Annotated in this window: 11 protein-coding genes; 3 read left to right on the forward strand and 8 right to left on the reverse strand. The window is 63.9% G+C overall.

Features of this window, described 5'->3' with window-relative positions:
* Positions 1-19: 19 nt before the first annotated feature.
* Positions 20-1,798 (forward strand): acyl-CoA dehydrogenase C-terminal domain-containing protein, encoded by a 1,779-nt coding sequence (locus IRZ56_RS05510; RefSeq protein WP_196144000.1) that lies wholly within the window; start codon positions 20-22, stop codon positions 1,796-1,798.
* A gap of 320 nt (positions 1,799-2,118) precedes the next feature.
* Here IRZ56_RS05510 and IRZ56_RS05515 read toward each other — a convergent pair whose 3' ends face one another.
* The gene (locus IRZ56_RS05515; RefSeq protein ID WP_196144001.1) at positions 2,119-3,042 is read right to left on the reverse strand and encodes a LysR family transcriptional regulator; all 924 of its coding nucleotides are present in this window, start codon (positions 3,040-3,042) and stop codon (positions 2,119-2,121) included.
* 201 nt (positions 3,043-3,243) lie between these two features.
* Here IRZ56_RS05515 and IRZ56_RS05520 point away from each other — a divergent pair, with 201 nt between their 5' ends.
* The gene (locus IRZ56_RS05520; protein WP_196144002.1) at positions 3,244-4,521 is read left to right on the forward strand and encodes an aspartate aminotransferase family protein; all 1,278 of its coding nucleotides are present in this window, start codon (positions 3,244-3,246) and stop codon (positions 4,519-4,521) included.
* Between the two features lie 165 nt (positions 4,522-4,686).
* Positions 4,687-4,845: a YqaE/Pmp3 family membrane protein gene (locus IRZ56_RS05525; RefSeq protein WP_009681539.1), complete on the forward strand. Its 159-nt coding sequence runs from the start codon at positions 4,687-4,689 to the stop codon at positions 4,843-4,845.
* A 79-nt stretch (positions 4,846-4,924) separates the two neighbouring features.
* On the opposite strand, the gene IRZ56_RS05530 is transcribed toward IRZ56_RS05525, so the two are convergent.
* The 7 genes from IRZ56_RS05530 to pqqF all read right to left on the reverse strand — a co-directional run bounded on the left by IRZ56_RS05530 (position 4,925) and on the right by pqqF (position 12,565).
* Complete coding sequence (locus IRZ56_RS05530; protein ID WP_196144003.1) at positions 4,925-6,757, reverse strand: alpha/beta hydrolase family protein; 1,833 nt, start codon at positions 6,755-6,757, stop codon at positions 4,925-4,927.
* Positions 6,723-7,883: a pyrroloquinoline quinone biosynthesis protein PqqE gene (gene pqqE, locus IRZ56_RS05535; RefSeq protein ID WP_419183249.1), complete on the reverse strand. Its 1,161-nt coding sequence runs from the start codon at positions 7,881-7,883 to the stop codon at positions 6,723-6,725. Before pqqE ends, IRZ56_RS05530 begins: the two co-directional genes overlap by 35 nt.
* Positions 7,855-8,130: a pyrroloquinoline quinone biosynthesis peptide chaperone PqqD gene (gene pqqD, locus IRZ56_RS05540; RefSeq protein ID WP_196144004.1), complete on the reverse strand. Its 276-nt coding sequence runs from the start codon at positions 8,128-8,130 to the stop codon at positions 7,855-7,857. The genes pqqE and pqqD overlap by 29 nt, the downstream gene beginning before the upstream one ends.
* Positions 8,127-8,882, reverse strand: a complete 756-nt coding sequence (gene pqqC / locus IRZ56_RS05545; protein WP_196144005.1) for a pyrroloquinoline-quinone synthase PqqC — start codon at positions 8,880-8,882, stop codon at positions 8,127-8,129. Before pqqC ends, pqqD begins: the two co-directional genes overlap by 4 nt.
* A gap of 147 nt (positions 8,883-9,029) precedes the next feature.
* Positions 9,030-9,941 carry a pyrroloquinoline quinone biosynthesis protein PqqB gene (pqqB, locus tag IRZ56_RS05550; RefSeq protein WP_196144006.1) on the reverse strand — a complete coding sequence of 304 codons (912 nt, stop codon included), beginning with the start codon at positions 9,939-9,941 and terminating at the stop codon, positions 9,030-9,032.
* Between the two features lie 76 nt (positions 9,942-10,017).
* Positions 10,018-10,089, reverse strand: coding sequence for a pyrroloquinoline quinone precursor peptide PqqA (gene pqqA / locus IRZ56_RS05555; RefSeq protein WP_008365141.1), 72 nt, complete (start codon positions 10,087-10,089; stop codon positions 10,018-10,020).
* Positions 10,090-10,258: 169 nt separating this feature from the next.
* On the reverse strand, positions 10,259-12,565 hold the full coding sequence (pqqF, locus tag IRZ56_RS05560) for a pyrroloquinoline quinone biosynthesis protein PqqF (RefSeq protein WP_196144007.1): 2,307 nt from the start codon (positions 12,563-12,565) through the stop codon (positions 10,259-10,261).
* Between the last annotated feature and the right edge of the window lie 70 nt (positions 12,566-12,635).

A 12,635-nucleotide genomic window follows, 5' to 3' on the forward strand; every position in this document is an offset into this window, starting at 1 on the left:
CTGATAGCGAGAGGTTGTCATGGCTGACTACAAAGCGCCCCTGCGCGATATGCGTTTCGTATTGAATGAAGTCTTCGAGGTGGCCAAGCTCTGGCAGCAATTGCCTGCCCTGGCCGAGGCTGTCGATGAAGAGACCGCCATGGCCGTGCTGGAGGAGGCGGGCAAGGTCACCGGCAAGACCATCGCCCCCTTGAGTCGCAGCGGCGACGAAGAGGGCTGCCATTGGGATAACGGCGCTGTGCGCACGCCGGCAGGCTTCATCGATGCCTACAAGACCTACGCCGAAGGTGGCTGGGTGGGTGTGGGAGGTGACCCGCTGTTCGGTGGCATGGGCATGCCAAAAGCCATCTCGGCCCAAGTCGAGGAAATGATCAACGCCTCGAGTCTGGCCTTCGGCCTGTACCCGATGCTGACCGCAGGGGCTTGCCTGTCGATCAACGCCCACGCCAGCGAAGCGCTGAAGGAAAAATACCTGCCCAACATGTACGCCGGGGTCTGGGCCGGCTCCATGTGCCTGACCGAGCCCCATGCCGGCACCGACCTGGGGATCATCCGCACCAAGGCCGAGCCTCAGGCGGATGGCAGCTACAAGGTCAGCGGCACCAAGATCTTCATCACCGGCGGCGAGCACGACCTGACCGAGAACATCATCCACTTGGTGCTGGCCAAGCTGCCAGACGCACCGGCTGGGCCCAAGGGTATCTCGCTGTTCCTGGTGCCGAAGTTCCTGGTCAACGACGACGGCAGCCTGGGGGCGCGTAACCCGGCCAATTGCGGGTCGATCGAGCACAAGATGGGCATCCAGGCCTCGGCGACCTGCGTGATGAACTTCGACGGTGCTACCGGCTACCTGGTGGGCGAGGCGAACAAGGGCCTGGCGGCGATGTTCACCATGATGAACTACGAGCGCCTGGGTGTCGGTATCCAGGGCCTGGCTTCGGCCGAGCGTTCCTACCAGAATGCCGTCGAATACGCCCGCGAGCGCTTGCAGAGCCGTGCGCCTACCGGGCCCCAGGCCAAGGACAAGGCGGCCGATCCGATCATCGTCCACCCCGATGTGCGCCGCATGTTGCTGACCATGAAAGCGCTGATCGAAGGCGGTCGTGCGTTTTCCACCTACGTGGCCATGCAGCTGGACAGCGCCAAGTACAGCGAAGACGCCACGACGCGCAAGCGCAGCGAGGACCTGGTGGCACTGCTGACGCCTGTGGCCAAGGCGTTCCTCACCGATCTGGGCCTTGAGTGCACGGTGCACGGCCAGCAGGTATTCGGTGGCCATGGCTACATCCGCGAGTGGGGCCAGGAACAGTTGGTACGTGATGTGCGCATCACCCAGATCTACGAAGGCACCAACGGCATCCAGGCGCTGGACCTGATGGGGCGCAAGGTGGTGGGCAGTGGCGGTGCGTTCTACCGCCTGTTCTCCGACGAGATCCGTCAGTTCATTGCCAGCGCCGATGCGGAGTTGGGCGAGTTCACCACCCCGCTGGCCGCATCGCTCGAGCAACTCGACGGGCTGACTGAATGGGTACTGGAGCAAGCCAAGGGCAACCCCAACGAAATCGGGGCGGCGTCGGTGGAATACCTGCATGCCTTCGGTTACGTCGCCTACGCCTACATGTGGGCCCTGATGGCCCGCGCTGCGCGGGCAGGTGAGGGCGACGAAGCGTTCTACGCCGCCAAGCTGGGCACTGCACGCTTCTATTTCGCTCGCCTCTTGCCGCGGGTGGGTTCGCTGGTGGCTTCGGTCAAAGCGGGCAGCGAGACGTTGTACCTGCTCGACGCCGCGCAGTTCTGACCCGGCTGGGGCGCAAGCCCGTTCCTACAAGACCTTGGCGGTTGTGTAGGAGCGGGCTTTTTTGTGGGTAGCTATTAATAAAAAGTCACATTCCAGTGTCGCTTTGTAAGCTATCTCCTACACGACGTGACGGCGTTTTTCCTCTTTCCTAAGATTGGATCCACAGTTAATCTTTCTCACATGGACGTAGCGCAGGAAGCGCAAAGGACAGAACAAAGGACACGTAGGATTCCTGCCAGGATGGCGGGGTGATAAGGATGTTGAAGGGAAACAGTCTGGAAAACCCCGCTTAGGCGGGGTTTTCTTTGTGTGCGTATTTTTCAGCCAAGCACGTCCAAGGGTGACATGCCGGGCTGGCGCACATCGGCCTCTTCTTCCAGCAATGTGCGCAGCAACTCCACCGAGGCCTGCTGGCGCTGGGCATCGCGGAATACCAAGCCAACCTTCAACGGCACACGCGGTTCGCTCAAGGGCTTCCACAGCAGTGTCTGGTCATCTTCTGTAGCATCCTTTGCCCGCCCGGGTAGGATGGTCGCCAGCGCGGTGTGCGCCAGGCTGTCGAGAATCCCCGCCATATTGTTCATTTCTGCCTCCACCTGCGGCCTGCGCCCCAGGTTGGCCAACTGCGCCTGCCAGATCTGGCGCATCTGGAACTCCTCGCCCAGCATCAGCATGGGCAACTCCGCCGCCTGGCGTACCGAGACCTTCTTGAAATCCTTCAGCGGGTGGGTATTGGGGATGACCAGCTGGAGCTCATCTTCATATAGCAACAGGCCATGCAAGCCAGGTTGGCGGGGCGGCAGGTAGCTGATTCCGATATCCAGGCTGCCATTGAGCAGGCGCCGTTCGATTTCCATCCCCGACAATTCGTAGATCTGCACCACCAGGTGCGGTTGGGCCTTGCGCACCCGTTCGAGCAGCTGCGGTACCAGGCTTGGACGCAGGGTGCGCATGACGCCGATGGCCAAGGTACGCAGGGCTTGGCCCTTGAAGTTGCGCATGGCCTCGTGGGCACGTTGCAGGCCATCGAGCAATGGCAAGGCATGGTTGTACAGGGTATGGGCGGCCAGGGTGGGCAACAGGCGCTTGTTGCTGCGCTCGAACAGGTTCAGGTCGAGGCTGTGCTCAAGCTGGCGGATCTGCTGGGAAAGTGCGGGTTGGGACAGTGACAGGCGTTCGGCGGCCCGGCCTACATGGCCTTCTTCGTACACCGCGACGAAATAACGCAACTGACGAAAATCCATAAGATCCACTTATCGAAAATGCTGGAAAAACCAAATGGCCGCGAACCCGCGACAGGCCTAGTCTATCGCTGTATTCCGGCGGCTTACAGCAACCTTTGGGCCTATTGTTACCCGCCAGGAAAAAGACTTTTGATAGGCCAGGCAAAATAAACATTTTCCAGAAGCCTTGGCTGCCTTCTACCGTGCATGGCTGGAGCCCCAATGAACCTGTTCAACCTGCGCCGATCGGCCCCTGTGGTCGCCGAGCCCAAACGCGCGCCCGTCAGCGAGCCGCTGGCAGCGCCTGTGTCTCGCGAGCGGCTGATGCCAAGCGCGGAGCGGGCACCGCAGGTATTCGTGCGGGGGCAGGGCTCCTGGTTGTGGGATGACCAGGGGCGCGCCTACCTGGATTTCACCCAGGGTTGTGCGGTCAACAGCCTGGGCCATAGCCCCAGCGTGCTGGTCAAGGCCTTGGCCAACCAAGCCCAGGCGCTGGTCAACCCGGGCGCGGGTTTCCATAGCCGTGGCCTGCTGACCCTCGTGGACCGGCTGTGCCAGAGCACGGGCAGCGACCAGGCCTACCTGCTCAACAGCGGTGCCGAAGCCTGCGAGGGCGCAATCAAGCTGGCGCGCAAATGGGGCCAACTGCACCGCAACGGCGCCTATCACATCATCACGGCCAGCCAGGCCTGCCATGGCCGTAGCCTGGGCGCGTTGTCGGCCTCCGACCCGCTGCCGTGCAACCGCTGCGAGCCCGGCCTGCCGGGGTTCAGCAAGGTGCCGTTCAATGACTTGGCAGCCCTGCATGCGGCGGTGGATTCGCGCACCGTGGCGATCATGCTCGAGCCGATCCAGGGCGAGGCCGGCGTGATCCCGGCCACGCTCGAATACCTCAAGGGTGTCGAGCAGCTGTGCCGCGAACTGGGCATTCTGTTGATCCTCGATGAGGTGCAGACCGGCATCGGTCGTTGTGGCGCCTTGCTCGCCGAACAGACCTACGGCGTGCGCGCCGACATCATCACCTTGGGCAAAGGCCTGGGCGGTGGCGTGCCGCTGGCGGCCCTGCTGGCCCGTGGCACGGCGTGCTGCGCAGAGCCTGGCGAACTGGAGGGGAGCCACCACGGCAACGCATTGATGAGCGCTGCTGGCCTGGCGGTGCTCAAGACCGTGCTGGAGCCAGGTTTCTTCGAGCACGTGCAGGACAGCGGTCGCCACCTGCGTGAAGGCCTCAGCCGCCTGGCTGGCCGGTATGGCCAGGGCGAGGTGCGTGGCCAGGGGCTGCTGTGGGCCTTGCAACTGCGCGACGAGCTGGCCAGGGAACTGGTCGAAGCCGCGTTGCAGGAGGGCTTGTTGCTCAATGCACCGCAGGCGGATGTGGTGCGATTCTCCCCGGCACTGACCGTGAGCAAGGGCAACATCGACGAGATGCTCCTGCGCCTAGCCCGGGCTTTCGCCCGTCTACACGCCCAGCAACACAATCGTCGCGAGGTATCGGCCTGAATGGCCGCCGCGGCGTAACGAATTTCAACGAACCGTCTCGCGTTCCTGCGCATCGCCCTTGGCCAGCAGTTTTTGGCCCGGGGCGTTTTTTTGTCTGCGTTTTGGCTGTGGAACCCTTGGCCAGTGCGGCTAGTCTCTTGTGAAACCTATCAAGGAGAGCATCGCATGGATTTCATTCGTATCATCATCGCCATCATTCTTCCGCCGCTGGGCGTGTTCCTCCAGGTGGGGTTCGGCGGTGCGTTCTGGCTGAACATCCTGCTGACCTTGCTCGGCTACATTCCTGGCATCGTGCATGCGGTCTATATCATCGCCAAGCGCTGAGACTGCGGGGGCCGCGTTGCGGCCCTTTCGCGGCGCAAGGCCGCTCCTACAGAATTTTGCGAAATAGCTGTAGGGACGGCTATCTGCTCAACACTCGGCAATAGAATTTCCATTCTTCTTCCAATGCATGGGCCAGGTGCCTTGCCTGGCGAAACCCATGCCGTTCACCGGCATAGAAATGCCCCTCGGCCTCGACGCCGTTGGCTTTGAGCGCGTCGAGCATGGCGCGGGTCTGCTCCGGCACCACCACGGCATCCAACTCGCCTTGGAAGAAGATCACCGGCGCCTTGATCCGCCCGGCATGCAGCAAGGGCGTGCGTTGCCGGTAGCGCTCGACGTCACGCTCGGGGTCGCCGATCAGCCAGTCCAGGTAGTCGCCTTCGAACTTGTGGGTGGCCCGGCTCAGGGCCACCGGGTCACTGACGCCGTAGAGGCTGGCGCCAGCGCGGAACACGTCATGAAAGGCCAGGGCGCACAAGGTGGTATAGCCGCCGGCGCTGCCACCCCGGATGAACGCCTTGTGCGGGTCGACCAGGCCTAACCCGGCCAGGTGATCGACAGCGGCGCAGGCGTCCTGCACATCGAGTTCGCCCCAGCGCAAGTGCAAGGCTTGACGGTAGGCGCGGCCATAACCGCTGCTGCCACGGTAGTTGAGGTCGGCCACGGCGAAGCCGCGCTGGGTCCAGTATTGGATGCGCGGATCGAAGACGGGGTAGCAGGCCGAGGTCGGGCCGCCATGGATGAATACGACCAGCGGTGATGGCCCCTCATGGCCTCTGGCCGGGTAATAGAAACCATGGGCCTCGCTATCACCGCTGGGGTAGCGAATCGGGCGCGGGCGGCTGACCCGCGCGACTGGGAGCGGTAGGCCACCGCCGGCCAATACTCGGGTGTGCCCGGTCTGCCGGTCGAAGGCGATGACAGCCGGTGGATTCACTGGCGAGGCGGCGACGGCATAGACGTGCCGCTCATCCAAGGCCAGGCTACGAAAACGCGTGTAGTCCTTGCCCAGGCGCTGGACCTGCTGGCCCTCGCTGCGCAACCCCAACAGCCCGAAACCGTCCTCGAACCAACTGGCAAGGTACGCGTTCGGCCCGAGCGCCAGCCAAGTGCTCGCGCCCAGTTGCCAAGGCGCCGCTGCATGATCCGCAACTGCGGCTGGCAAGGGCTGCCAGGTGCCGTCGAGCTCACCCCAGGGTTGCCAATAGCCGTTGCGGTCGGACAGGCAATAGAGCCTGCCCTGGGGGTCGAAGCGCGGTTGCTGCAAGGAAGCCTGCCGGCCTCCATCGCCAGCGATGCAGCGGGCCGGGCCCCAGCCACCTTGGAGGTCGCGCTCTTGATACATCAGACGCGTGGCGGTCCAGGGCTGCGCGGGGCGGTCCCATTCGATCCAGGCCAGGCGCCGACCATCGTCGCTGAGGGTGGGCGAGGCATAGAAATCCGCGCCTTCGGCCAACACCTCCCGGGCCCCGGCGCTGATCGCGACCAGCCGGTGCTCCACCTGGTCGGCATGGGTTTCCTCCACCGCGAACACCCAGCCCTCATGCCACAGCACATCGCCATAGCGGCACTGCGAAGCCTGGGTCAGCGAACGTGGCGCTGAGCCGTCGAGGGCCTGGGTATACAGCTGCTGGTCGGTTTCGTTGACGAACACCAGCCCATCGCCGCCAAGGCAGAAGCTGCCGCCGCCATATTCATAGACCCGGCTGCGCGCACTGAACCCGTCGGGCGTCAGGCAATGAGCCTGTTCGTTGCGCCAGTGCCAGATGCGGCAGGCGCCATCGGCGGGGCGGAATTCGTTCCAGAACAGGCCGGCGGCGCCGACCTTGAGTTCGGCGAAGTCGGTACCGGCGGCCACAGCCTGGGCCGCGCTGAAATCAGCCTCGGGCAATGACATGGGAGTTGCGCTCATTGCGGAAGGTCATCTCTTCGATGGTCTGCTGGGCGGTTTCGGCCTCGTCGCGGGCCTTGAGGATGATGCCGTGGTCGGCTGACTTGGCGCACACCGGGTCGGCATTGCTGGCATCGCCGGTGAGCATGAAGGCCTGGCAGCGGCAGCCGCCGAAGTCCTTTTCCTTTTCGTCGCACGAGCGGCACGGCTCGGGCATCCAGTCGTAGCCGCGGAAGCGGTTGAAGCCGAAGGAGTCATACCAGATGTGCCGCAGGTCATGTTCGCGCACATTGGGAAACTGCACCGGCAGCTGGCGTGCGCCGTGGCAGGGCAGGGCGGTACCGTCGGGGGTGATGGTGAGGAACAGGCTGCCCCAGCCGTTCATGCAGGCCTTGGGACGCTCCTCGTAGTAATCCGGCGTGACGAAAATCAGCTTGCAGGGGTTGCCGGCCGCCTTGAGCTTTTCGCGGTATTCGTTGGTGATGCGCTCGGCCCGTTCCAGTTGTGTACGGGTAGGCAGCAATCCCAGGCGGTTGAGGTGGGCCCAACCGTAGAACTGGCAGGTGGCAAGCTCGACGAAATCGGCTTCCAGTGCGATGCACAGCTCGATGATGCGGTCGATCTTGTCGATGTTGTGCCGATGGGTGACGAAGTTCAGCACCATCGGGTAGCCGTGGGCTTTCACCGCCCGAGCCATCTCAAGCTTCTGGGCGAAGGCTTTCTTCGAGCCGGCCAGCAGGTTGTTCACCTGCTCGTCGCTGGCCTGGAAGCTGATCTGGATGTGGTCCAGGCCAGCTTGCTTGAACGTGGCGATCTTCTGCTCGGTCAGGCCGATGCCGGAGGTGATCAGGTTGGTGTAGTAGCCGAGGCGTCGCGCCTCGCCGATCAGCTCGGCCAGGTCCTGGCGCACCAGCGGCTCACCGCCGGAAAAGCCCAGCTGGGCAGCGCCCAGCTCGCGGGCCTGTGCCATCACCTGGAACCACTGTTCGGTGGACAGCTCCTGGCCCTGGGCGGCGAAGTCCAGCGGGTTGGAACAGTACGGGCATTGCAGCGGGCAGCGATAGGTCAACTCGGCCAGCAACCACAGCGGCAAGCCCACCTCGGGCTTGGCCGGCACGTCAGGCGAGGACGATCCAGTGTTCGGCACGGGCCACCTCCATGAACTGCTCGATGTCGTCGGCTAATTCCGGGACACCGGGGAACTGGCGCTCCAGTTCGGCGATGATCGCTGCCACGTCGCGCTGGCCATCGATCAACGCACCGATCAGGCCGGCGCTTTCATTGAGCTTGATCATACCCTCGGGGTAGAGCAATACATGCCCCTTCTGCGCCGGCTCATACTGGAAACGATAGCCCGGGCGCCAGTTCGGCACCTGTTGACGGTCAAAACTCATAGGGCGATCCCCTTGTGCCAGGCGCGCTCGCCGGTGACGGTATGGTAGGGCGGGCGGTTCAGTTCATAGGCCATGGTCATGGCGTCGAGCATGGTCCACAGGATATCCAGCTTGAACTGCAGGATCTCCAGCATACGCTCCTGGCCCTGGCGGGTGGTGTAATGCTGCAGGGTGATCGCCAGGCCGTGCTCGACATCACGCCGGGCCTGGCCCAGGCGGGTGCGGAAGTATTCGTAGCCGGCCGGGTCGATCCAGGGGTAGTGCTGGGGCCAGCTGTCCAGGCGCGACTGGTGGATCTGCGGGGCGAACAGTTCGGTCAGCGAGCTGCTGGCAGCTTCCTGCCAGCTGGCGCGGCGGGCGAAGTTGACGTAGGCGTCCACGGCAAAACGCACGCCTGGCAGCACCAGCTCCTGGGAGCGCAGCTGCTCCGGGTCCAGGCCGACGGCTTGGCCCAGGCGCAGCCAGGCCTCAATGCCACCGTCCTCGCCCGGGGCGCCATCGTGATCGAGCAGGCGCTGGATCCACTCGCGACGCACTTCACGGTCCGGGCAGTTGGCCAGGATCGCGGCGTCTTTCATTGGAATGTTGACCTGATAGTAGAAGCGGTTGGCCACCCAGCCTTGGATCTGCTCGCGGGTGGCGCGGCCTTCGTACATCGCCACGTGGTAGGGGTGGTGGATGTGGTAATAGGCGCCCTTGGCGCGCAGGGCCTGCTCGAATTCGGCAGGGGACATTGGCAGTGCATCGCTCATTCAGCGGACTCCTGTTATGGCGAGGTCTCTGTAGGCGTGGGCTTGCCCCCGCGATCAAGGGCGAAGCCCTTGCCCTGTTCCGGCGTTTTGCCGGGGCTGGCCCTGTCGCGGCACGAGGCCGCTCCTACAAGGGGGCGGGCAGTACCCTTACAACTCGATACTCATGCCGTCGTAGGCGACTTCGACGCCCCGGCGCTGCACTTCGGCCCGCTCGGGCGACGCTTCGTCGAGGATCGGGTTGGTGTTGTTGATGTGGATGAGCACCTTGCGCTGGCGGGGGAAGCCATCCAGCACCTCAAGCATGCCGCCTGGGCCATTCTGCGCCAGGTGGCCCATCTCGCGACCGGTACGGGTACCAACGCCCCGACGCTGCATTTCATCATCCTCCCACAGCGTGCCGTCGACCAGCAGGCAGTCGGCGTCCTGCATCATCTGCAGCAGGCTGTCGTCGACCTGGCCCAGGCCCGGGGCGTAGAACAGCTTGCCGCCGGTACGCAGGTCTTCCACCAGCAGGCCAAGGTTGTCGCCCGGGTGCGGGTCGAAGCGGTGCGGCGAATAGGGCGGTGCGGCGCTGCGCAGGGGGAACGGGGTGAACCTGAGGTTCGGGCAGGCTGGGATGACGAAGCTGCCGTGCAGCTCGATACGGTTCCACACCAGGCCGCCGTTCCAGTGGCTGAGCATGTTGAACAGCGGGAAGCCGGTGGTCAGGTCCTGGTGGACCATGTCGGTGCACCAGACCTGGTGCGGGCAGCCTTCACGCAGACTGAGCAGACCGGTGGTGTGGTCGATCTGGCTGTCGAGCAGAACGATCGCATCGATGCCGGTATCGCGCAGGGCGCGGGCCGGCTGCATGGGCGCGAAGGCCTGCAGCTGTGCGCGGATGTCGGGCGAGGCGTTGCACAGGACCCAGTGCTCACCGTCGTCGGACAGGGCAATGGACGACTGGGTACGTGCCGTGGCGCGCAGGGTGCCGTCGCGATAGCCCTTGCAGTTGACGCAGTTGCAGTTCCACTGGGGAAAACCGCCGCCGGCGGCGGAACCGAGGATCTGGATGTACATGGCCCCTCTCTGTGCAAAGCCGTATGCAGAAAACGAAAACGCCCCGGCGAACCGAGGCGTTGAAGCGCAGCGGTAATCAGCGGCTGGCGAAGTACATGGTGACTTCGAAGCCGATACGCAGGTCAGTGTATGCAGGTTTGGTCCACATGGGCGTTCTCCTTCCGGATGGGGTTGGGTTGGTCAGCTACTTGTTTGGCGCCGCCTGTCGAAGGAGGTTCCATTGGCTGAGATTGCGCTATCTTACAAGAAAAATTTGTACTGAAAGGTTAATTATTCGAAAAGTGCCATTGCAGTCTCCGTAACAATCTCTAGGAGTATCAGTGCCAGCGCTCATCGGGTGCCGGGCCATTGGCCAGGCACAGCCAGCCATGCTCGGCCGCGAGCAGGGCGTGCCGGAGGCCATCCAGCTGTGCTTGCGTTGTGTTCAGGATAGACCGCCGCGTGAGATCTAGGTCATCGGTTTGTGTCGCCAGGTATGTCTGCCATGCCCATTCGGCGACCTCGGCGTTGTCCATGGCGCTTTCCTCGAATTGCGTGGCCAGCGCCTGGCGCGCTTCGGGGACCAACGGCAGTGCCTCTGCCATCAGTTGCAGCAGATGGCCAAGGATCTGCCCGTGGCTGGCGCTGGGTGACTGAACGCCGAAGAGCAGACCGCCGACCCCTTCGACCTGACGAAAGGCGCTGAACACGGCGTAACCCAGCTGCAGCTCGACGCGCAGGCGTTGGTAGAAAGGCCCTTGCAGCAGGTGGGCGAGCAGCCGGCCTGCGGCTTGCGATGGCGCGGGCACGGGGCAGAACAGCAGCAGGGCGTGTTCATTGCCGTGGGCCTCTATTCGCTGCCACGTGCGACCCTTGAAGGGTTTGGGGGATGCAGGGCTGCTCGGCAGGCCCGGCAATATTTTCAAGGCCGCTCCCAAGGCCGACTGTGCAGCCTTGTCGAAGCCCACCAGTAACCCGTAACGACGAGCGATTTGCCATACCTCGCCCGGCAGATGCGCTTTTGCAGGGACGGGCTGGGTCATGTCCTGAACGATCTCGGGCAAGGCCTTGAGGAGCATGCGGATCGGGATCAGCTTGGGCTCCGGCGCGCAGGGCAGCGCATGGGGATTCATCGCGGCGGCCTCCAGCAGCGGCAGGGCTTCATCGAGCGTATGCACCACGGCATCCTGCAGCCCTGCGCAAGTGAGCTGCCAACGATTGCCAATGGCAGTGAAGCCCAGTTGTACTGAAGCGCGTTCGGCGCGTTCGATCAATGGCCGTAGCCTATCCATGAGCACCGGCTGCAAGCGCCGGCTTGCAGTCGGCGACACATGCCATCGCAAGTAGAGCGCGGCGAACCGGCGCGATGCGGGCAGGCTGGTACTGATGGCCAGCCCCGTGGGCAACGGTACCTCCTCATGCTGGATAAGGGCGGGCTGGAACAACGGCTCGGCGGGAGGGAGTTGCCATTGACCGTACGTGCTGCCTGGAAGGCTGTGCAGCAATGCGCTGAATGCCTGCAAGCCTCGTTCGTCCAGCCCTTGGAAAGGCAGGTTCATGCTGTCCCGACGCGCCAGCTGCAGGGCGCTGGCCGCTTGTTCGCGGGTGGATTGCAGGCGAGCGAACAGCTCGTTCAAGCCCTGCGGATCTGCCTTGCGCAGGAAGCCTAGCCAGCCGTGCAACGAAGCTTGGATCTGCTCAGGTGGGGCGTTTTCGCTCAGCTGCAGGTACAGGGCCCAGAGCAGTTGACCGGCATGGGCGTACAGGGACTCGGCCTTGAAGCTCTGTAGCCAGCCTTGCTCGCGCAAGTGGCCCAGCCAGCCGCCGGCGCGATTGTCGCTGAGGCAGGCGTGCAACAGTTCCAAAGCCTGCTCGGCTGGCTGTGGCAGGCCCTCATGGGCGAACAGCAGGACCCATCTTCCGTTTAACGCCACCGGCTCGCCCAGCGGCTCCTCGAGCAGGGGTGGTGCAGGTGCTGCCATTGCGCGCTTGCCGCTTGGAAACAGCCCCCCGAAACGAGTGCCCAATGCCTGCAATTCGTCCAGCGGTTGTGGGCCGCACAGGCTCAGGATTATCTGGCCGCACTGGTAGTACGTCTGGTGGAACTGTCCAAGCGCCTGTTGAAACGCCGGGTCCTGGATAGGCAAGGTATACCGGTTGCCAGCCTGGAAACCGCGCAACGGATGATGGGCGGATACACGCTGAAGCAGGGCGAACTGCTGCTGGGCCTCGGGGCTGCGTGACCAGGCGATGAACTCCGCATGGATCACTTCCCGCTCACGGTGCTGGCGTTCGATACCCAGGTCGGGCTCGACGAGCATCTGGCAGAGGCGCTCCAACCCTCCTGCCAGTGCGGCGGGCGGGACTTCGAAGAAGAAATCGGTGGTGCGTTCACGGGTGCTGGCGTTGACCTGGCCGCCCAAGCCCTGAACGTAGCGCATCAGGCCGTCTTCCAGGGGGTAACGGGCGTTGCCGAGGAAGAACAGGTGCTCCAGGAAATGCGCCAGACCAGGCCACCTGGCTGGGGCGTCATGGCTGCCGGCATGCACCCGCAGTGCTGCTGCTGCGCGCTTGAGGCGCGGGGCATGGCGCAGGGTGAGCTGCAAGCCGTTGGCGAGGGTGAGGTGGCGGGTGGTGTCTGGCATGGGGTAATGCTAACGCATTTGTCGGCCCAATCGCGGGACAAGCCCGCTCCCACACGGATTGCGTCCGGGC

Origin of the sequence: Pseudomonas guariconensis, assembly GCF_015680235.1 — a bacterium.
Lineage (GTDB): Bacteria > Pseudomonadota > Gammaproteobacteria > Pseudomonadales > Pseudomonadaceae > Aquipseudomonas > Aquipseudomonas guariconensis_A.